The organism is Niabella beijingensis (assembly GCF_020034665.1).
GTDB classification, from domain to species: domain Bacteria; phylum Bacteroidota; class Bacteroidia; order Chitinophagales; family Chitinophagaceae; genus Niabella; species Niabella beijingensis.
The window spans coordinates 43114-63876 of sequence record NZ_JAIQDI010000002.1 but is presented as its reverse complement, the minus strand read 5'-3'; the positions used below and the strand labels follow the sequence as shown (position 1 = coordinate 63876).

Annotated in this window: 16 protein-coding genes; 6 read left to right on the top strand and 10 right to left on the bottom strand. The window is 49.1% G+C overall.

The genetic code is table 11. The features are described from left to right. Positions 1 to 23 precede the first annotated feature (23 nt). Both K7B07_RS16375 and K7B07_RS16370 read left to right on the top strand, forming a co-directional pair. The gene (locus K7B07_RS16375; RefSeq protein WP_223711505.1) at positions 24 to 1337 is read left to right on the top strand and encodes a cytochrome ubiquinol oxidase subunit I; all 1314 of its coding nucleotides are present in this window, start codon (positions 24 to 26) and stop codon (positions 1335 to 1337) included. 79 nt (positions 1338 to 1416) lie between these two features. Next, on the top strand, positions 1417 to 2445 hold the full coding sequence (locus K7B07_RS16370) for a cytochrome d ubiquinol oxidase subunit II (protein WP_223711503.1): 1029 nt from the start codon (positions 1417 to 1419) through the stop codon (positions 2443 to 2445). Between the two features lie 17 nt (positions 2446 to 2462). Here the strand turns inward: K7B07_RS16370 and K7B07_RS16365 are convergent, their stop codons facing one another. The 10 genes from K7B07_RS16365 to K7B07_RS16320 all read right to left on the bottom strand — a co-directional run bounded on the left by K7B07_RS16365 (position 2463) and on the right by K7B07_RS16320 (position 16238). Next, positions 2463 to 3143 (bottom strand): YdcF family protein, encoded by a 681-nt coding sequence (locus K7B07_RS16365; protein ID WP_223711501.1) that lies wholly within the window; start codon positions 3141 to 3143, stop codon positions 2463 to 2465. 171 nt (positions 3144 to 3314) lie between these two features. Then, positions 3315 to 4901: a DHA2 family efflux MFS transporter permease subunit gene (locus K7B07_RS16360; protein WP_223711499.1), complete on the bottom strand. Its 1587-nt coding sequence runs from the start codon at positions 4899 to 4901 to the stop codon at positions 3315 to 3317. A gap of 128 nt (positions 4902 to 5029) precedes the next feature. After that, positions 5030 to 6145: an HlyD family secretion protein gene (locus K7B07_RS16355; RefSeq protein WP_223711497.1), complete on the bottom strand. Its 1116-nt coding sequence runs from the start codon at positions 6143 to 6145 to the stop codon at positions 5030 to 5032. Between the two features lie 26 nt (positions 6146 to 6171). Continuing rightward, positions 6172 to 7515, bottom strand: a complete 1344-nt coding sequence (locus K7B07_RS16350; protein ID WP_223711495.1) for a TolC family protein — start codon at positions 7513 to 7515, stop codon at positions 6172 to 6174. Positions 7516 to 7546: 31 nt separating this feature from the next. Next, positions 7547 to 8185 carry a TetR/AcrR family transcriptional regulator gene (locus tag K7B07_RS16345; RefSeq protein ID WP_223711493.1) on the bottom strand — a complete coding sequence of 213 codons (639 nt, stop codon included), beginning with the start codon at positions 8183 to 8185 and terminating at the stop codon, positions 7547 to 7549. 242 nt (positions 8186 to 8427) lie between these two features. Then, positions 8428 to 9711 carry an amidohydrolase family protein gene (locus K7B07_RS16340; RefSeq protein ID WP_223711491.1) on the bottom strand — a complete coding sequence of 428 codons (1284 nt, stop codon included), beginning with the start codon at positions 9709 to 9711 and terminating at the stop codon, positions 8428 to 8430. A gap of 18 nt (positions 9712 to 9729) precedes the next feature. Beyond that, complete coding sequence (locus tag K7B07_RS16335) at positions 9730 to 12774, bottom strand: amidohydrolase family protein (protein ID WP_223711489.1); 3045 nt, start codon at positions 12772 to 12774, stop codon at positions 9730 to 9732. Positions 12775 to 12912: 138 nt separating this feature from the next. Further along, a complete protein-coding gene (locus K7B07_RS16330) occupies positions 12913 to 14232 on the bottom strand; it encodes an ammonium transporter (protein ID WP_223711487.1) in 1320 nt (439 codons plus the stop codon). A 325-nt stretch (positions 14233 to 14557) separates the two neighbouring features. Continuing rightward, the gene (locus K7B07_RS16325; RefSeq protein ID WP_223711485.1) at positions 14558 to 15757 is read right to left on the bottom strand and encodes a pyridoxal phosphate-dependent aminotransferase; all 1200 of its coding nucleotides are present in this window, start codon (positions 15755 to 15757) and stop codon (positions 14558 to 14560) included. A gap of 91 nt (positions 15758 to 15848) precedes the next feature. Beyond that, complete coding sequence (locus K7B07_RS16320) at positions 15849 to 16238, bottom strand: DUF1573 domain-containing protein (RefSeq protein ID WP_223711483.1); 390 nt, start codon at positions 16236 to 16238, stop codon at positions 15849 to 15851. Between the two features lie 137 nt (positions 16239 to 16375). On the opposite strand from K7B07_RS16320, the gene K7B07_RS16315 reads away from it, so the two are divergent. The 4 genes from K7B07_RS16315 (at position 16376) to K7B07_RS16300 (ending at position 20630) form a co-directional block, all read left to right on the top strand. Next, on the top strand, positions 16376 to 18763 hold the full coding sequence (locus K7B07_RS16315) for an alpha-ketoacid dehydrogenase subunit alpha/beta (protein WP_223711481.1): 2388 nt from the start codon (positions 16376 to 16378) through the stop codon (positions 18761 to 18763). Positions 18764 to 18885: 122 nt separating this feature from the next. Continuing rightward, the gene (locus tag K7B07_RS16310; RefSeq protein ID WP_223711479.1) at positions 18886 to 19215 is read left to right on the top strand and encodes an L-rhamnose mutarotase; all 330 of its coding nucleotides are present in this window, start codon (positions 18886 to 18888) and stop codon (positions 19213 to 19215) included. A 137-nt stretch (positions 19216 to 19352) separates the two neighbouring features. Beyond that, on the top strand, positions 19353 to 19850 hold the full coding sequence (locus K7B07_RS16305; RefSeq protein WP_223711477.1) for a hypothetical protein: 498 nt from the start codon (positions 19353 to 19355) through the stop codon (positions 19848 to 19850). A 216-nt stretch (positions 19851 to 20066) separates the two neighbouring features. Continuing rightward, entirely contained in the window at positions 20067 to 20630 is a 564-nt protein-coding gene (locus tag K7B07_RS16300) for a cupin domain-containing protein (protein WP_223711475.1), read from the top strand. Positions 20631 to 20763 lie beyond the last annotated feature (133 nt).

Below are 20763 nucleotides of genomic sequence, written 5' to 3'. Positions count from 1 at the left end.
TTACTTAAACCAATCCATACATTATGGATGACTTCATCGCGGCGCGGTCCCAGATGGCGCTTTCCTTAGGGTTTCACATTATTTTTTCCTGCATCGGCATGATCATGCCGTTCTTTATGGCGGTGGCTCATTACAAATGGCTAAAGAGCGGCAATATCGTTTACAAAAATGTAACCCGCGCCTGGAGCCGGGGCGTAGCCATCTTTTTCGCTACCGGCGCCGTTTCAGGCACCGTATTATCGTTTGAACTGGGGTTGCTCTGGCCGGAATTTATGAAGCACGCGGGACCTATTTTTGGCATGCCCTTTTCGCTGGAGGGCACCGCCTTTTTTATCGAGGCCATTGCGCTTGGTTTTTATTTATACGGATGGGACCGCTTCAATAAATGGTTCCACTGGTTTACCGGCGTAATTGTGGGTGTCAGCGGATTGGCCTCCGGCATCCTGGTGGTAGCAGCAAATGCCTGGATGAACAGTCCTGCAGGGTTTGATTATGTAAACGGACAATACCTCAATATAGATCCCATAGCGGCCATGTTCAATGACGCGTGGTTCTCGCAGGCCCTGCACATGATACTGGCGGCGCTTACGGCTACAGGGTTTGCCGTCGCGGGGGTACATGCCCTGATGATCCTGAAGCGGAAGAACGTATTGTTCCACACCAAGGCCTTTCGTATCGCCGCAGTGTTTGCCTGCGCGGGGGCGATCCTGCAACCGTTAAGTGGTGATATCTCCGCGAAAGATGTGGCAAAGCGCCAGCCGGTAAAGCTCGCCGCCATGGAAGCACATTTCAAAACAGAAGAAAAAGCGGCGCTCATTCTTGGCGGCATTCCGGACGAGCAGCGGGATACGGTACATTATGCCCTGAAAATACCGGGTGCGCTGAGCTTTCTGGCGCACGGTGATTTCAAAACATCCGTAACCGGTCTCGATGCATTTCCCCGGGAAGTGCGCCCGCCGGTTGCCATTACCCACTATGCATTCCAGGTGATGGTGGGTCTCGGTATGATCCTGTTGCTGATCGCCATATTTTATTTCTTTATGCTGTGGCGCAAACGAAAATGGCTGGAACGGCGCTGGTTGCTGAAACTCTTTACTGCAGCCATTCCCCTTGGCTTTATCGCCGTAGAGGCGGGATGGACCGTGACCGAGGTAGGCCGTCAGCCCTGGATCATTTATGGCATTATGCGCACACGTGATGCCGTTACACCGATGCCCGGTATCGTTTATTCTTTTTATATTTTTACTGCCGTCTATTTTTCGCTGAGTATTATTGTGATCCTGCTCCTGTACCGGCAGGTGAAGATGGTAGGTAAATTATATGATGTAACCGGTTGATGAGGGAATGACGGGGTTGGAGGTTTGAAACGCTGAAAGCTGATGGCTCAAAACGCCGATCTCTGGTCTTAAATCATAAATGAATTTCGTTATGCTTTATGTAGTGATGGCATATCTGTGGGCTTCGATCCTTCTTTATGTATTGATGGGGGGCGCGGATTTTGGCGCGGGCATCCTTGAATTTCTTTCCACCCGGAAGAGCAAGGACCAGACCCGGAGAGTGATGTACCGGGCTATAGGCCCCATATGGGAAGCCAATCATATGTGGCTGATCATTGCGATCGTGATCCTGTTCGTGGGCTTTCCGGTCATCTATGCAACCGTATCGGTTTATCTTCATATTCCGCTTACCATCATGCTGCTGGGGATCGTAGCGCGGGGCACGGCCTTCAGTTTCCGGAATTATGATGCGGTACGGGATAAAATGCAGACCGTATACTCCAAAACCTTTATGTATTCCAGTGTGATCACGCCCCTGTTTCTGGGCATTATTGCCGGCAGTGCAGTATCCGGAAAAATAGATCCGCAGGCGACTCATTTTCTGGATGCCTATATATTCAGCTGGCTGGGATTTTTTCCTGTTTCGGTCGGCATCTTTACAGTAACGATCTGCGGATTTCTGGCGGCGATCTTTATCATCGGCGAAACCAAAACAGAAGCAGAGCGGCAACGTTTCATTCAAAAGGCCAAGCATATGAGCCTGGCAGCAATAGCTGCTGCCGGCCTGGTACTGGTTGCCGCACACCAGGATAATATTCCGCTGGTACACTGGCTTTTCGGGAACCCGGTCAGTGTGATCTGTGTGCTGCTGGCGGCACTTTCACTGATCTGGATGTGGATCTCCCTTTTCCGGCAGTCGACCCAATGGCTGCGGATCATTGCCGGGGCGCAGATCACATTGCTGCTGGTTGCCATTACTTATGAGCACTACCCGGTACTGATCAATCTGAAAGATACAGAAGGACTGTCACTACTGACCCACAAGGGCTCCGACAAAACCATCCGGTCACTGGCAGTAGCACTTTTAGCAGGAAGTGTCTTTATCCTGCCGGCACTGTTCTATCTGCTGTATAGCTTCAACCGCCAGGAGGAGCCGGTGGAACATTAAATTTTTCTGGTAATTATTTATAGCGCACGGGCCCGCCTTCCCCGGTCTTCCCAGGGAATAAAAACCCCGAGTGTTCCGCGGAAACGGCGGAGGAACCCTTCGCGCTCGAGGATCGATTGGAAGGGCTGAACATAAGCCGGAGCAGGATCAATAACCGGATCGAGGTGATTGTATTTTTTTACGGTATCTACCATAAACGGCAGATGTACGATCCGTGTTCCGAATTTGCGCCGGGTAAAGCCTTTCATCATAGATGACTGGAAAGGATCCGTGACGAGGGCCAGCGATTTGAATCCCTGCTGCCGCGCGATCTGGTAAGAATAGAATACATTTTCGGTACTATGTTCCGCTTTTGTTTCATAAAAGATACGCGAACCCGGAATACCCAGTTCCTGCGCATACAATCCCATGATCCGGGCTTCATAATAAGGGGAATAAACCGCGCCGCCGGAAAAAATGATATTACGAATGATGCCCTGGTTATAGAGTTGCACGGCCCACAATACGCGTCCCTTCATTACGGTATCCCATTCTCCGTTTTTAAAGGGTACTCCGGGTACGATTCCGGCGTCGAAACTGAGGTTCTTTGAAAGCACTTCTTGATAAAGGCGGGTGGGCCGTTTCCGGTACGAAACGCACCCATATAAGGAAACAAGGAACAGCAGGATCCCAAATACAGCAATAGATTTTTGTAGCATCGGGATTAAAAATACAGCAAAGTTTCCGATTCGATACACGAGAATTAGGTAATGAGGCTCAGTAGCGGCCGGTTATTCGCTATTAGCAATCAGCTGACAGCTAATCGCTGAAAACTGATTGCTAAAATTTCATTTCCCGCTTCTGATTGCTGACACCCCAAACCTGTCCCGTCAATGCATCATCTCACTCATATCCATTTTTTCCTGTTTGCCTTTTTTCTTTCGTATAAACAGGATAAAAGGAATACAGATCAGGAACATCAGTCCCAGGTAAAGGAATACATCCATATAAGAGAGAACGGTCGCCTGTTTGGTCACTGTAAAATCAAGGACCTTATGGGCCGACTGCAGTGCCACGTCCGGCGACAGGCCCTTTGCCGTAAAGCTGTGCTCCAGGGCGCCTACCCGCTGCTGTACATTCAGGTCGTTCACATCCAGTTTGGATACCAGATCATTCCGGTAAAGCATACTGCGGTTGGCGATAAAGGTCGTGATTGCTGCCACACCAAAGGATCCTCCCAGCTGCCGCATCATACCCGTAAATGCAGCGCCCTGGCCGATTTCCTGTCCTTTCAGTGTAGACAACGCCAAGGTGGTAATCGGAATAAATAACAATCCCAGCCCTACCCCGCGCACGATCAGCATCCAGAAGAATGCATCCTTACCGGTATCTGGTGTGATGATCTTATACCCCCAGAAACTGTACACAAAGAAAAGGAATAGCCCCGTGGCTACCAGGTACTGCTGCGGAATGCCTTTGGCGATCATCCGCCCGATAAAGGGCATCATAAATGCCGTGGCCAGTGTGGCCGGTATCATCAGCATCCCCGCCTGCAGGGCCGTCCAGCCCAGGATACTCTGGGTGTACAGCGGTACAATAAACGTAGAACCATAAAGCCCGAAGCCCAGGATAAAGGACATGATCGTTCCAACCCTCAGGTTCCCATTCCGCAGCACCCGCAATTCCACGATCGGGTTCTTATAAGTAAGTTCCCGCCAGATAAAGAAGAAAAGTCCCAGCACAGCAGTGATGGTCAGCACAATGATCGCTTTGCTGGAGAACCAGTCGTCCTCGTGCCCGCGTTCCAGGATGTACTGGAGCGACCCTACGGTGGCGCTCAATAAAAAGATACCCAGCCAGTCGATCTCGTGAGCCGCTTTTTTTTCCGCATACCTGGGACTGCGCACAAACTGCAGTGTCAGCAGTGTAGCGATGATCCCCAGCGGGATATTGATGTAAAAGATATAGGGCCAGCTGAAGTTATCAACGATATAACCACCCAGGGGCGGGCCCAGCGTAGGACCGGCGATAACACCCAAGCCGTAAATGGCCTGTGCCATTCCTCTTTTTTCAATAGGGTATGATTCTGTAATGATGGTCTGGGAAGTCACCAGCAATGCACCGCCCCCCACGCCCTGCAAAAAGCGGAAGGCCACCAGCTCCCAGATATTGGTCGCATTACCGCAAAGAAAGGAACAGATCGTAAACAGAACGATCGATACCGCAAAGTAATTTCTCCGGCCAAACTGCTGCGAAAGCCAGCTGGTCATGGGAACAATGATCACATTTCCGATGGCGTAGGCAGTAATGACCCAGCCCACTTCAGATAAGGTAGCACCCAGGTTCCCCTTCATATCGTTCAGCGCCACGTTTACAATGGTGCTGTCAACAATTTCAAGCAATGCACAAATAATTGCCGTTACCGTAACAATGACACGCCGGGCACCATATTCTACAAGAGAATCCTGTTGTTGCATAATTTGGATTTCTTTTTATTGTAAGAAGCGAGAAGTGAAAAGATCCGCTTCACATTTACGTTCCTGTACCTCATTTATCACATCTCATCCTTCACTTATCCATTTCGCTTTTCACTTCTCACTATTCATTAATTAAGATGAACATCTACCAGCACATTCATGCCGGCGCGTAATTTTTGGATCAGGGAGTCGTTTTTATTTACAAACTCAATCCTTACCGGTACACGCTGTACCACTTTTACAAAGTTTCCGCTGGCATTATCCGCGGGTAGCAGTGCCGATACGGATCCGGTAGCCGGAGAAAAAGAGCCAACAATACCTTCAAAGGAATGCTTGGGGAACGCATCCACGCTGAGTTCTACTTTCTGACCTGTCACCATTCTGGATAACTGGGTTTCCTTAAAATTAGCCACCACCCATTTGTCGTTGTTCAGGATAATGCTGAACAACTGAGCGCCGGCCTGGATATACTGACCGGTCTGTACCGGCACTTTGGAAACCACACCGTCCTCATTGGCCACAATAACCGCATAGCTCAAATTCAGTTTGGCATTTTCCACATCCACTTCGCGCTGGCGTACCATTGCTGCAGATACCCCGATCTGCTCCGCAGTGGCTTTTGACTGAAAGCTTACAGCACCGGTTTGCGCCGCAGCCTGGTTACGTTGCTCTTTCAGGATCTCCAGCTGGCGGTCTGCCGTCTGTTTGGCCGCAAGTGCCTGCTCGTATTGCTGCTGGGTGATCGAATGGTCCTTGATCAGGTTCTCATATCTTTTCAAATCTTCCGAGGTCCGCCATACATTCACCTTTGCCGCTTCGATCTGTGCATCGGCAGTGGCAACAGCAGCGCTGGCAGTACCGATGTTTTTATGAGCTGCTGCCGTAGTGGCATGCGCAGAGGCCACATTGCTGCGGGCCGTACCCAGTGCAGCTTCTGCCTGTTCCAGCGACATTTTCAGATCCCTGGTATCCAATACCACCAGTGTATCGCCTTTGTGTACAAACTCGTTGTCCTTTACTTTTACTTCGGTAATATACCCGGAGATCTTGGAAATAACCGGGCTTACATTGGCCGCTATCTGTGCATCATCGGTATCCTCATGATGCTGACTGTAGATATAGGCTTTAATGCCATAGAAGCCGCCCACTACTATCAATACTGCAAGTATGATAAAGAAGACCGGGCTCCTTTTTTTCTTTTGATTTGTTTCGTTTGGCTGATGCTGAGCTTGTTCCTTTGCCATGGTATAATGATTATTATAAGTTGATTTTACTGATTGGTTTTCTGAATTAAGATGCCCGAGGTTTCCAGTAATTTCTGGTACGCCAGCGCAGCATCCGCTTTTGCATTCGATACATTGATCTTTGATGATAACAGCGCCACATTAGCATCCAGCAGATCCGTGATCGTCACAAGGCTATTGTCATATTTATTCTTGGTGATGCGGTAGTTTTCTGCGGCCTGTATCTCTGCTTTATTGTATACTTCTATCTTGCGCCGCGCCAGTATCGAATTCTGATAGTCGCGGTTGATCTGCAGCCGGACATTATCATTTAATAATTCCCTGGAAGCCGAAAGTTCCAGTGCCTGGGCCTTGGCTTTCCTTACTGCTGCACCGGCTTTCCAGAGGCTCGATACATTGTACTGAAGACCGATCCCTCCATTGATGGCATTGGTTACTGTTAAGAACTTGGGAACATTCACCGCAATATAGCCACCGGTAAGGGCCAGTGAGGGCAGGTAATCTGCCCTGGCAGATTTGATGCCCAGCGCTGCTGCTTTTTGCTGATAATCCAGGGCCTGTATATCATTTCTGCTCTGAAAGGCTTTGTCTTCATAATACACCAGCGATTGTTCCTCAGCAGTTGCACTGATGAAGGCACTGTCCACCTCGATAACGGTGCTTTCCGGCAGTCCCAGCAGGAGGTCCATGTTCACATTGGCGATGGTATAGTTATTTTGTGCTTCCAGCAGCTGTAATTCAATATCCGATGTCTGAAGCTGCGCTTTCAGCCGGTCATTACGCGCCATCAGCCCGTTGTCCTCCAGCCGTATAAAATTGGAGTCCCGGTTTTGTGAGGCCGCCAGGTTCTCTTTGATCACCTGGATGGCCTGGGCGGCTTTAAACAGGTTGGCATAGGCCTCAATCAGGTTATAGGCAATGGCATTTTTATCATTACCGGTATTCAGTCGCGCTGCTTCAAGCAGGTATTTTGCCGACTGGATGCCATACCGGATCTTTCCACCTGCATAAAGCGGCATGGTAAGGTTGGCCATACCATACATCGCCTGCGATATCTTTGGCATTGCCGATCCGCTGCCGGATCCGTCTGCCGGCTCCTGTGCGCTTTTCATATTGATGTGTGCACTGGTGAGCCGCATATAGGACCCGCTGATCTTTAGATCAGGTAATTGATGATTCTTTGCTTCTTCAACCGCGGCAGTAGCCTGCAGGATCTTTGCCTCGTCTATCTTTAAATGCTTGCTGCTTTCCAGGCCCAGCGTTACCGCTTCCTCTACCGAAAGCTTTTTCACTTCCTGTGCGGAGAGATTACCGCTCAAAACCACAAGTGCCAAAAACAGGGCAATGATGGTTGTGATTCTTTTATTCATACATTCGATCGCTTTACTTTTGTACATTGTTTTATGATTCTTTAACCAGCAGATAACTTTTCACTACTGCTTTTAAATGTGCCTTCAGCTTCGGAATGATCAGGGTCAGAAATTCCTGGTCATTGTTAGGATCAATATGGAACTGCTCACACAAAAACCGCTTGGTATTAAAGGCCTGGTTAATGGTTCCGAAAACGGTCAGGGCCAGTATCATCATATCTACGTTCTTCCGGAATATCCCGGCCTTCACACCCGCTTTTACAGCGCTCTTCATCAGCGCGTTGTTCTTCAGCTTCATACTTTTCACTGCCTCATATAAAACCGGGTTCTTCATTACCCCCTGCTCCCGTACCATCAGCAGGTGAAAGCTGCGGTTGGCCGCGATGGTATCGATATAGGTATCAATGATCAGATCGATCTTCTGCACCGGAGCCAGGTCGCTGGCAAAAACAATTTCTTCCAGCTTGCTGCGGATCATTAATACATGCCGCATAAAAATGGCCTCCAGCAATTTCTCTTTTGATCCGAAATAGTAGGAGATCATCGCCACATTTACATCAGCCGCTTTTGCAATGTCACGCACAGACGCATTGTCAAATCCCTTGTCGGCAAACAGCCTTACTGCTGCTTCCATGATCTCGATCTGTTTTTGTGTGAATTCTGTGGACACTATAAATAAATTGCAGGCACAAAGGTATTTAAACAATTGTTTAATTAATCAAACACTTGTTTAATTTTTTTATTGCAAGCCGAAAAAATAACCCACATCAAGTCCTGAGTTCCAGCCGGTTGTATAACCCGGAACTTGGGCATAAAGACCTTATTTTATATATATAATTGAATATTAAATAAAAAAGAGGCCGGGATGGCCTCTGGAGATCATATCATTACTGAAACAGTGACGAACAATTGTTATTGCAGTCCGTAACGGTGTTTATAGCGTTCGTACAATTGTGTATGCTTGTTACTCAGATCGATTTGCCGTCCCTGGATATAGGCAGCGGTGATGATGCTTTGATCCATGTCCAGGATATCACCCGCCGCTATAACGATATTGGCATCCTTTCCTTCTTCAAGGGAACCCGTACGGTCGTCAATCCCCAGTATCTTCGCAGCATCCAGTGTAATGGCCTGCAGGGCCTCTTCTTTGGAAAGTCCGTAGGCCGCAGCCGTTCCTGCCATGAATGCCAGGTTCCGGTAACGGGGGGTGCTTTCATTATCATTCAGTGCGAAAAGCACACCTGCCTTCTTCAGCTGGGCGGGGGTTTTGAAAGGCTGGTCCACATCATCGTCTTCCAGTGTGGGCAGCACATGTACCGAATTTAAGATCACCGGTATATTATTCTGCTTCAGCAGGTCGGCCAGCAGGTAGCTGTCGCTGCCGCCTACGATCACCACATTGATGTCGAACGTTTTTACAAAATCGATCGCCATCAATATCTGACGGGAAATATCCGCATTGATAAACAGTTTTTGTTTCTTTTCAAACAGGGGCCGCAGGGCTTCAAATTTCAGGTTTGTTTCCTTTTTCTCCGGGGCAGCGGCATATGCCTTTGCTTCCCTGAAAAATGCTTTCAGGTCTTCGATCCGCTTCATACCTGCTTTTACAGGATCGGAAGCGCCGGCGGTTTCACGAGGGGAGCGCAGTAACGCGGGAAGGTCCAGGAACATACCGTTATCTGCTTTGTACAGGGCATCTTCCCAGGTCCAGGCATCCAGCTGCACCACCGACGAAGAGCCGGTCAGCAGGCGTCCGGCCGGAACGATATTCGCCAGCAGGATCCCGTTGGACCGGAGCGTGTTGATCACTTTGGAATCGGTATTGTAGGCCACTACAGACCGCACATCCGGATTATAGTCCCCGATCTCATAATAATCGTTACTGCCCCGCACTCCGCTGATGATCTCACGCAGTCCCAGGTCAGTACTCGATAATATCAGCCCCGGATAAATATGCTTCCCGGTGGCATCCACCACTGTTGCGCCCGCAATGGTTTCCGGCTGTCCGCTTACTTTCCGGATCTTACCATTTTCAACAACAACTGTTCCCTGCGGGATCACCTGTCCTGTACCGGTGTGGATGGTGCCGTTATTGATCACCAGCACCCCTTCCTGTTTTTTTGCGGGGTAGATATCATCCTGTGCCATTACCGGAAGTGCCAGGAGCAGGATGCCTATATATATCAGAAATTTCATTGAATGTTGATTTAAGGATTAGAAATCGAATGCATCGGCGGCCAGCACCCCGTCTGCATGTTCATGATCTTCGCAATGCAATACTACCTGTGCGGTTGGTTTTGCAGGCACTGCAGGAGCTCCGCCTTTTACCGCTGCCAGCATCTTCTGTATGAGCCGGTTCCGTTCTGCAGCGATCTGCTGCCGTTGCTGCCGGTCTTTTTCCTGGTCGAAATAAACCGTTCCGTCCACCAGTGTATACAGCGCACGTGCATAAATACTCAGCGGCGGGGCACTCCACAATACCAGGTCCGCATCCTTCCCTACTTTTATACTTCCCGTGCGGTCATCGATGTGCAGGGCCTTTGCAGGGTTAAGCGTTACCATTTTGAACGCTTCTTCTTCCGGCACGTTCCCGTATTTGACGGTCTTTGCTGCTTCCTGGTTCAGCCTGCGGGCCATCTCCGCATCATCGCTGTTGATGCAGACATTCAGTCCCAGCCGGTACATGATGGCTGCATTATAGGGTATGGCATCCTGCACTTCATTTTTGTAGGCCCACCAGTCGGAGAAAGTAGATACATTGGCACCGTGCTGTTTGATCCGGTCGGCCACTTTATACCCTTCCAGGATATGGGTAAAGGTATTGACCTTAAAACCGAATTTTTCTGCCACACTGATGAGCCCCAGTATCTCACTCTGAACATAGCTGTGACAGGTAATGAACCGTTTTTTATCCAGGATCTCCACCAGAGCATCCAGCTCCAGGTCGCGCCGCAGGGTTTTATCCCCGGCTTTCAGCGCCTTCTCATAATCCCGCGCCCGCTGAAAGGCGTCATTGAGCACTTCATATACGCCCATACGCGTATCCGGGTAACGGCTGTTTCCCTGTGTGGCCGCAGTGCGTTTTACATTTTCGCCAAGCGCAAACTTGATGAACGGATCCGCTCCTTTGAACTTCAGCCCTTCTGCATCCGCACCCCAGCGCAGTTTGATCAGCTGACTTTGCCCGCCAATGGTATTGGCAGATCCGTGCAGGATCTGCGAACTGGTAACACCACCACTCAGCTGACGGTAGATATTGATATCATCCGGGTTGAGGTTGTCGCCGATCCTTACTTCTGAAGTAACAGATTGCGCGCCCTCGTTAATGGAGAACGCCGCAATATGGGAGTGCTCATCAATAATGCCCGGTGTAAGGTATTTTCCGGTACCATCGATCACCCGGGCACCGGCCGCGGAAAGCCCTTTACCGATCTGCGCGATCTTTCCTGCCTTTACGAGCACATCCGTTTGTTCCTGTACACCGTCCGCTTCATTGGTCCATACCGTGGCATTTTTGATCAGTATGGTTTCCTGTTGCGGCAGGGCTGCATTCCCATAGGCATTGAAGGGGTATACAACAGGTGCTTCGGGCTTTGTCCAGACCGGGCGGGAGGAATCCTTACCGGCTGCGGTTTCCCCGACAAGCGTTGCCGTCCAGCTTACGGGCGCGCCGTTTTCGTTTGTTCCCACGCCCTGCCAGTTCGTGCCGTAGTTCATACCACTCAACCGGATCAGCGCACCGGCCTGTTTGTTTTCAAAAACCGAGTCCTTCTGCCCGGTACCGATCACTTTGGTGGTAGGTTTCAAAGAAAAGCTGAGTGCAATAAGATTGCCGTCGGAACTGAACTTGGTGGTAAGAGGCCCCTGTGCGGTAACGGTTGCCAGGCTGTTGCTTTTTACCTCCAGCCGGTACTGTGTTACGCCCTCCCCGGTGATGTTCAGGGTATATTGTCCTTTTAACTCCGTACTGTTCTTGGCATTCACATCATAGCGTTCGCCCTGGATCCAGTTCTCAAGCAGGGTGGTCTTCTCTGCAAAAAGATTACCGGTCGTGATCAGGAAATTGGCCACATAACCGGGCTCCAGGCGCCCTACCTTATCTGCTATTTTTAAAAAGGCAGCCGGTGTGGTGGTCAGCGCCTCCAGGGCCGTTTTCTCTGAAAGCCCCGCCAGGATGGCCTTCCGCAGGTTGGGCCAGAAGGTCTTGGGGTCTTTCAGATCCGCTGTAGTCAATGCAAAGGGGATCTTTTCCTTTTCAAAAGCCGCCGGATTTACCGGCGCCAGCTCCCAGTGCGCCAGGTCGCTCCAGGCCACAAAACGGGCATCGGCCGGATCCTCCACCTTCTGGGCATCCGGAAAATTCAGCGACAGGATATAGGGGGCCTTTGTGGCCGCGATCTCCTTTATCCGCTGGTATTCATTTCCACCTCCTTTAATTATGTACTGCACGCCGAACTCATCGCCGATGCGGTCGGCCCTCAGACCACTCCATTTATCAGCCGTTTCAAAGATCTGCGGCAGGGCCTGTACTTCATTCCACGCCTCCAGGGTTTTATTGATCCCTTCTTTTTCCGGCCGGGTCTTATACCATTGCGCATCCAGGTAGTTCTGTCGCAGCAATGCCACGGCCCCCATCATACTGGTAGGATAGCTTTGCGTGGAGGAGCCTTTGGAAAAAGAATAAAAAGCTGCCGCTTTTTCTTTTAAAATAACGAGGTTCTCTTTTTTACCGGACAGCGTGGCCACGACACCGGTGCCCCGGGCGATACCGTCTTTCTGATGTGACAGCACCGTCCCGAATCCCAGCTCCCGCAGGGGTTGCGCTTTGGAATCATTGGCTCCGAACAGATCTGCAGCATTCACTTCACTGTGGATGGCCTGGTTCCAGTTATACGGACCTTTTGTATTGCTGTTGAATTGCTGCGGACCAAAAAAGGCAAAGGAGCCGCCCTGCCGCTGTACTTCGGGCAAGCCATAATCGCTGTAGCTGTCGATAAGGGAGGGATAAATATATTTTCCTTTACAATCGACCACTACTGCATCACGGGGAATACTGCCATTACCCACACTTACGATCCTGCCCTCTTTTATAACGAGTGTGGCCTTCTGAAGCGTGGTGGAAGGGTCTTTTACAATGGTGGCATTGGTAAAGGCAAAACTTCCGGACCGGGGATCTGCCACGCCATTCACCGGGAAGGTGACCTGGGACGCCGCCATCAGCCCCGGAAGCAAATTCAGGAGCAGCAACAATTTTTTCATCCGCAATAATTTTTCAGGAAAATAGCAAAAATAATCGGTATCCGTATGATGAATGTTGCAGGGCTTAAATAGTTGTAGGAGACCAGTTGGTCTCCTACGGTATTGCTGCATCCTTGCAGCAGTATTATTAAATACTATTTATAAACTCTCTCCGTGCTGCGACCGGTCAAGGCCTTCCAGTTCTTCATCCTCGCTGGCGCGTAACGGAGTGATCAGGTCGGTTATTTTTAAAAGTATAAAGGACATTACCAGCACAAAAACGATCACACCCAGCAACACCAGCACATGGGTGGTGAACAGCTTGGTTTCACCAAAGAACAAACCATTGCCGGTTGCATTCCCGGTATTGATCGCCTGGTTGGCAAAAACACCGGTCAGCAGCATACCAACCATTCCACCTATCCCATGACAGGGAAATACATCCAGTGTATCATCGATACCGGTCTTTGTTCTCCACTCCACCATCAGGTTGCTGATAATGGCCGCCACCACACCAATTACCAGTGCATGCGGAAGACTTACAAAACCTGCTGCAGGAGTGATGGCCACCAGTCCCACAACAGCGCCGATACTGGTTCCCATTGCGGAAGGCTTTTTTCCTCTCAGTGCATCGAAGATGATCCAGGCAAAGGCCGCAGCGCCCGATGCCACAGCGGTAGTAGCCAGCGCAGAAGCAGCCAGTGCATTGGCTCCCATTGCAGAACCGCCGTTAAATCCGAACCAGCCAAACCAGAGCAGGCCGGTACCCAATAATACATAGGTGATCCGGGCGGGCTTGTTCTCTCCGGTATCCGTCCGTTTTTTCAGGTATATGGCACCTGCCAGCGCTGCCAGACCGGCACTCATATGTACTACGGTTCCTCCGGCAAAATCAAGTACGCCCAGCTTGGCCAGGATACCATCCGGATGCCAGGTGGCATGTGCCAGGGGACAATAGATAAAAATAATAAACAGGCAGATAAAGAAAATATAAGAGGTAAACCGGATGCGCTCAGAGAATGCCCCGGTAACCAGCGCCGGTGTGATGATGGCAAACTTCAGCTGGAAAAAAGCAAAGACCACCAGGGGCACAGTGGGAGCCAGCTTCCAGGGCTGACTTTCCAGCACGTTATTCATCAGGAAAAAAGTGCGGGGGTTCCCGATCACACCACCTATAGAATCTCCAAAAGCCAGACTAAACCCGAAAACCACCCAGATGATCGAAACGATTGCCATACAGATAAAGCTTTGCAGCATCGTGGAGATCACATTCTTCTTTTTAACCATACCTCCGTAAAAAAAAGCCAGTCCCGGTGTCATGATCAGTACCAGGGCTGCCGAGGTCAGCATCCAGGCGGTATCGCCGGAATTGATCTCCGCATATTGTTTTATCTCCGTGGGGTTATGCCCAAACAAAAGACTTAAGATTACAATAAGAATTAATAAGGCAAAAGGGATGATAGCTAGTTTTCGAGTCATTGACATATTATATATATTTTGTATTTTATATAATTAATAGAATAAGAGGAGATATATCTTGTGATGAAATTAATTTCATACCAAAAATAAGTATCACACATTAAATTTCAATGAATATAAATAACAAAATATTATATATTATTTTTTATAATTTATTAAAATAGAACTTTATCAGTATTTATCAACGTTTTAGCTTAAAAAACATTACATATCATTTAATTACAATATAACGTTTTGATGTCTTTTATCTTGTTTTTTATCAAAAAAATTAAAAAAAAGAGTCTGGAATCCAGACTCTCTAAAATTGATCCTAAAAATATATAGCTTATTGCCGGCCGGGGTATTCTTTCAGGGCCTGTTCCAGGCAATCCATAGCCGTATTGATGGCATCCGTATTCAGCACATAGGCAAGCCTTACCTCGTTGAGGCCCAATCCGGGTGTGGCATAGAATCCGGTGGCCGGCGCCAGCATCAATGTCTGGTTCTTATAGCTGAACGACTCCAGGAGCCACTGGCAAAACCGGTCGCAATCATCAACCGGTAAACGGGCAATGGTATAAAAAGCCCCGCCGGGGTTGGGACAAAACACACCATCCATCGCATTGAGACGCTGTACAAGCAGATCCCTGCGTTTCCGGTATTCCTCTCTTGTTCCGTCGAAATAATTTTCCGGAAGATCCACCGCCGCTTCACCCAGCACCTGGGCCAGTCCGGGCGGACTTAACCGCGCCTGGGCGAATTTCAGTGCCGTCTGGTATACTTCTTTATTATGCGTGACCAGGGCCCCGATCCGTGCGCCACAGGCACTGTAGCGTTTGCTGATGGTATCCATCACCACCACATGCTCTTCCAGTCCGGGCAACTGAAGCGGGCTGAGGTATTCGCTGTCGTCTTCATACCGGAACTCCCGGTATGCTTCATCAGAAAAAAAGTACAGGCTGTGTTTCTTACAGATACTTCCAAGCGCCTCCACTTCCTCCCTGCTGTACAGATAACCGGTAGGATTATTGGGGTTACAGATAAGAATGGCTTTGGTCTTTTCGGTGATCACCCGTTCAAAGTCCCCGATCGGCGGCAGCGCAAAGCCGGTATCAATCCCGGAGGGAATGGGTGTTACCTTTATACCTGCCGTACACGCAAAACCATTGTAATTGGCATAGAACGGCTCGGGAATAATGACTTCATCCCCGGGATTCAGGCAGGCAAAAAATGCGAACAGGATCGCTTCGCTCCCCCCGGTGGTGATCATGATCTCCTCGTGGGTAACGGCTATCCCGATCCGTTTATAATATTCCATCAGCTTGCGCCGATAACTTTCATTTCCCGCACTGTGACTGTATTCCAGCACCCGCATATGTACGTCTCTTACCGCCTGCATAATGGCCGGCGGCGTTTCAATATCCGGTTGCCCGATATTTAAATGATATACAGTTACCCCCCTGCGCTTTGCATCCTCCGCATACGGGACCAGCTTGCGGATCGGCGAAGCCGGCATCTCCACTCCTCTTTGAGAAATTCTAATCATACATAAAAATAAGAGGGCAAAAATAAAAAAATTCCATCTTTACAGATGGAATAAGTTGAAACTGTTCAATAAAACTAAAAAAACTAAACTCTTAGATGATCTCCCCGGTAAAATATACCGTTTTGGCCTGGGCGCCTTTGATCTTTATGGTTACATCTTTATTAAAAGGCTGACCGGCAGGAGCCGTAGCATCATAACCTACTTTTATTTTACCTACTTTCCCCGGCATTACAGGCGCTGCGGGCTTTTCTGCCACTGTACAGCCGCAACCCACCAGCACATTCTCCACGATCACCGGTTTTTTGCTGATATTGGTGAACTCCATAAAAAAGGTAGTTCCCTCCTTATACTTGATCTTTCCCAGATCATATTTTTCTTTTGACATTTTGATCACCTGATCCGCTGGTACAGCATCCTGCGCTTTGGTTGTTACAGCAAATCCCAGAAAAAATAAAACGGCCAGAAGGTAAAATTTCCTCATATTCTTATTATTTTATGACAACTGATATAAAAACAACAAAATTACGATATAGATGTTCAACAGTTTCCAAAAGTTGCAAGGTTCTTTGAAAAATTATTCAGCAATGAGTATATTGTGATATCCCTATTTTTGCCAATATGGAGCAGATCACTTCCAACCTTACTACCCCGGGCGAAATGCTGTCTTTTGAAAAATTCAAAGATGGCATCCTGCACGACTATTATATTGCCTGCCTCAGTCGTGAAACCAGCTTGCTGGGCCGTAGAGAAGTACTGACAGGTAAAGCGAAGTTCGGAATTTTTGGAGACGGAAAAGAGGTGGCCCAGGTTGCCATGGCAAAATTTTTCAAACCGGGCGACTGGCGCAGCGGTTATTACCGCGATCAGACCTTTATGTTCGCCCTTGGAATAGGTACACCACAGCAATATTTTTCGCAGTTATATGCCGACCCCGACCCACAGAATGAGCCGTTCAGTCTGGGGCGGCAGATGAACAGCCATTATACCAGCAGGAATGTAGACGAGGAGGGTAACTGGCTGAACCTGGCGGAAATAAAAAATACCGCCACAGACATGGCCCCCACTGCGGCCCAGATGCCGCGCTCCTTTGGCCTGGCCTATGCCTCCAAAAGCTTCCGGGAAGTGGAGGAACTGCAGCAATTCAAAAACCTGTCGAACAACGGGAACGAGGTATGCTTCTGTACCATCGGTGACGCGTCCACCAGCGAAGGCCATTTCTGGGAAACGGTAAATGCCGCCGGCGTGGCGCAGGTACCCCTGGTGATCTTTGTATGGGATGATGGTTATGGCATTTCCGTTCCGAGAGAAATGCAAACAACCAAAGGGTCGATCTCCGCTGCATTGAAAGGTTTTGAGAAAGAAGAAGGTACGAACGGATTTTATATTTCAAAGGTGAAGGGATGGGACTATATGGGAATGATCGAAGCGTTTGAAGAAGGCGTCAGCCTGGCGCGGGAAACGCATACTCCCGTCCTTTTTCATGTAGATGAACTGACCCAGCCACAGGGTCACAGCACTTCCGGCAGTCACGAGCGGTACAAATCCACCGAACGCCTGGAATGGGAACGGGAACGGGATTGCCTAAAAAAAATGAAGGAATGGGTGCTCAAGAACGGACTGGCGGATGAAGCCACCCTCGAAAAAATAGAAACAGACGCCCGAAAAAACGTAAGGGAAGGCAGGGATCATGCCTGGAAAGCCTACCTCAAACCCATCAAGGAGCAGGTAGAACACACCAGGAATCTGTTGAACCAACTGATACAGGAGCTGCCGGAGAAAGGGCCGGAATTAAAAAAACTCATCCCCGACCTGGTAACCAACCGGGAACCGCTCCGTAAAAATGTATTACAAACATTATACAATGCGATCCTGATCGGCGGGGAAAAGGCCGGTCGTTTGCAGGCGTATTACCACCAGCTCCAAAAAGAAAATGCGGCCATTTATAATTCGCATTTATATAATGAAGGACCTAAAAGCGCACTGAAGGTGGCACCTGTTGCTCCCGTGGTAACAGAACAGTCGCCGTTGCTGAACGGCTATGAGATCCTGAACCGCTATTTTGACCAGCTTTTCGCCCATAACCCAAAGGTGCTTGCTTTTGGCGAGGACCTGGGCCAGATCGGCGATGTAAATCAGGGATTTGCCGGCCTGCAGAAAAAACACGGCACAGGCAGGATCTCCGACACCGGCATCCATGAGCTGGCTATTATGGGCCGGGGCATCGGACTGGCATTAAGAGGGCTGCGCCCGATTGCTGAGATCCAGTACCTGGATTACCTGGTTTACGGCCTGCAGCCGCTCACCGATGATGTAGCCTCCCTGCAATACCGTACCGGAGGCCAGCAGTTCTGCCCGCTGATCATCAGAAGCCGGGGCCACCGGCTGGAAGGGATCTGGCATTCCGGGTCCCCCATGGGGATGATCATAAACGCATTAAGAGGCATTCATGTTTGTGTGCCCCGGAATATGGTACAGGCCGCTGGTATGTACAATACCTTATTACAAAGCAATGATCCCGGGTTAGTGATTGAAAGCCTTAATGGGTACCGGCTGAAGGAACAGCTTCCGGAAAACCTGGACACCATGCGCGTGCCCCTGGGGATCCCCGAGATCCTCCGGGAAGGCACCGATATTACTATTGTGAGCTATGGCTCCATCCTGCGTATCATACAGGATGCGCTGGGTAAGGTCGCTCCACTGGGCATCAGCTGTGAGCTGATCGATGTGCAGACGTTGCTGCCATTTGATATTCATCACAGTATCCTGGCCTCCCTGAAGAAGACCAACCGCATTGTATTTATAGATGAGGATGTTCCGGGAGGAGCTGCCGCCTATATGTTCAATAAAGTAATGGAAAAGCAGGGCGGATACCGGCACCTGGATGTGTCGCCACGGACCATTACCGCAAAGGAACACCGGCCGGGCTATGGAAGCGATGGAGACTATTTCAGCAAACCGAACGCAGAAGAAATTGCAGCTGTGCTGATCGATATGATGCGGGAGTAGATTTAGTTGCTCCCCGGAGTTTGGAACCCGATCCTGATTTTTAGAATTTAGCTTTTGAATTTTGGTATTGGTATTTGGCCCTTAGCTGACGAATGGATCAAAACGGATAAAAAATGGAAATAATGAAGAGATATTGCCTGGCATTGGATCTCAAAAATGACCCGGTACTGATCGCCGAGTATGAGGCCCATCACCGGGCAGTGTGGCCGGAGATCCTGCAGAGCATAAAATCATCCGGTATCCGGCATATGGAGATCTACCGGGTGGAGAGCCGTCTTTTTATGATCATTGAGGCCGGACCGGAGTTCTCATTTGAAAAAAAACAGGCGGCAGATGCGCAAAATGCCAAAGTACAGGAGTGGGAAGAACTGATGTGGAAGTACCAGCAGGCACTCCCTACTGCAAAACCTGGTGAAAAGTGGATCCCGGCACAATTGATTTTTCAGATCTGATTGATCCTGATTAACTAATGCAGCAGAACGACTTTCAGCAGGCTTTTTTAACAACGGGCAGCGAACCTTTCTTTGCAGCAGGCCGTCTATTTTCAAAATTTGGCATTTCAATTGCATAAAGCATAAAAACATTGATTATGAAAAGAATTTCACAGATCGCTTTGCTCCTGATCACCGTTTCCATCATAGGCGCTGCCTGCTCCAATACCAAGAAAAGTGCTTCAAATACCGTACCCCGCCAGGACTTTAAGGGCACCTGGGTAGTTACCGGTACCAGCATTGAAGGAACAGACACCAAAAACCTGAAGGTTGAGGCATTTGATGATGTAGCGCTCAGTTGTTTTGACGGCAGTGTATGGGTATTTCCCAACAATGGTTATGGTACCTACACCATCAATTCACAGGACTGCTCCGGAGGCGCCCGTGAAATATTATGGTCTACCAGGAATATTAACGGCGCCACCAACCTGAACTTTAAACGAGTGGACGGCTTGAAGAAGAACCAGTCAAAAAATGTTGCGGAAGGCTATTCGCTGGAAGTTACTTCTTCCGGGGATGGTCATTTTGTGGCGCAGTCACCGGTTTCATTTGAAGGAAAAACGATTTATATCGTTTATAATTTTGAGCGGAGATAACCCATTAACCTTTCCGATAAGAAACACCGTTTCAGTTTTTGAAACGGTTTTTTATTGACACTTCTTTTTTCCGTACAAGCTTTAACATTGTTTTTTATACCCGCCCGGCTGCTGTAAAACGGGCTGATACAATCATGCTTCGTAGTTTGATGTTAAAAAACGACGGTTCCGCAAACGGAAAAAACTTACTGGCATATCCCTTGCAATAGAAACAGCATGTTAAGAAAAAATAAGCAGAACGAATGGATCCCCTGGGAGCTGCGGCGCACCAATCCGGATATTTTTTATTTCCGGGAAGACCAGCAGATTCCCAATAGCCCGTTCCCTCTGTTGGTATACCGGGGCTTTTTTGACAAGGACTATGCTGCCTGCGAAAGCTGGCTTCAGAAAAAATTCACGGCGAATAAATGGTTCCCGCTTCCGGCGTTTAAAATCTTTGACGATACCCACTATTATTCCAATACGCATATTGCACTGGGGGTATGTGCCGGTGAAGCGCAATTGCAGCTTGGCGGTACCCTGGGCATCACCACCACGGTTGAAAAAGGCGATGTGGTGATCCTTCCCGCAGGTGTGGCACTGCGGCTCATCGGATCCGGCAGCAGTTTTAGCATGGTAGCTGCCAGCTCCGTAAAAGTACCGCTTGAGATGCACCGGGAACAGAACGGTCAGGCTGCAGGAAGTGCGTTACACAATATCATTCCCGACACAGACCCGATCCTTGGAAGAAAGGAAGGATTGCAGGATATCTGGCAACCCGTGGATACTTATTCCAGGTAACACAATGATAAAAAAGAAACGCTATCAAAATACGCTGAAATAACCCCGAGTTATCGAACAGACATCAAGTTACTGTTGCCATCAGAGCGTTGCGCTGCAGCGCTAATATTACAAGTAGTGGGCAACAACAGGC

What these genes read in the sequence shown, in the direction of transcription:
- K7B07_RS16375 (WP_223711505.1), top strand. Translation starts at nt 24, where the DNA reads ATGGATGACTTCATCGCGGCGCGGTCCCAGATGGCGCTTTCCTTAGGG.
- K7B07_RS16370 (WP_223711503.1), top strand. Translation starts at nt 1,417, where the DNA reads ATGAATTTCGTTATGCTTTATGTAGTGATGGCATATCTGTGGGCTTCG.
- K7B07_RS16365 (WP_223711501.1), bottom strand. Translation starts at nt 3,143, where the DNA reads ATGCTACAAAAATCTATTGCTGTATTTGGGATCCTGCTGTTCCTTGTT.
- K7B07_RS16360 (WP_223711499.1), bottom strand. Translation starts at nt 4,901, where the DNA reads ATGCAACAACAGGATTCTCTTGTAGAATATGGTGCCCGGCGTGTCATT.
- K7B07_RS16355 (WP_223711497.1), bottom strand. Translation starts at nt 6,145, where the DNA reads ATGGCAAAGGAACAAGCTCAGCATCAGCCAAACGAAACAAATCAAAAG.
- K7B07_RS16350 (WP_223711495.1), bottom strand. Translation starts at nt 7,515, where the DNA reads ATGAATAAAAGAATCACAACCATCATTGCCCTGTTTTTGGCACTTGTG.
- K7B07_RS16340 (WP_223711491.1), bottom strand. Translation starts at nt 9,711, where the DNA reads ATGAAATTTCTGATATATATAGGCATCCTGCTCCTGGCACTTCCGGTA.
- K7B07_RS16335 (WP_223711489.1), bottom strand. Translation starts at nt 12,774, where the DNA reads ATGAAAAAATTGTTGCTGCTCCTGAATTTGCTTCCGGGGCTGATGGCG.
- K7B07_RS16330 (WP_223711487.1), bottom strand. Translation starts at nt 14,232, where the DNA reads ATGACTCGAAAACTAGCTATCATCCCTTTTGCCTTATTAATTCTTATT.
- K7B07_RS16325 (WP_223711485.1), bottom strand. Translation starts at nt 15,757, where the DNA reads ATGATTAGAATTTCTCAAAGAGGAGTGGAGATGCCGGCTTCGCCGATC.
- K7B07_RS16320 (WP_223711483.1), bottom strand. Translation starts at nt 16,238, where the DNA reads ATGAGGAAATTTTACCTTCTGGCCGTTTTATTTTTTCTGGGATTTGCT.
- K7B07_RS16315 (WP_223711481.1), top strand. Translation starts at nt 16,376, where the DNA reads ATGGAGCAGATCACTTCCAACCTTACTACCCCGGGCGAAATGCTGTCT.
- K7B07_RS16310 (WP_223711479.1), top strand. Translation starts at nt 18,886, where the DNA reads ATGAAGAGATATTGCCTGGCATTGGATCTCAAAAATGACCCGGTACTG.
- K7B07_RS16305 (WP_223711477.1), top strand. Translation starts at nt 19,353, where the DNA reads ATGAAAAGAATTTCACAGATCGCTTTGCTCCTGATCACCGTTTCCATC.
- K7B07_RS16300 (WP_223711475.1), top strand. Translation starts at nt 20,067, where the DNA reads ATGTTAAGAAAAAATAAGCAGAACGAATGGATCCCCTGGGAGCTGCGG.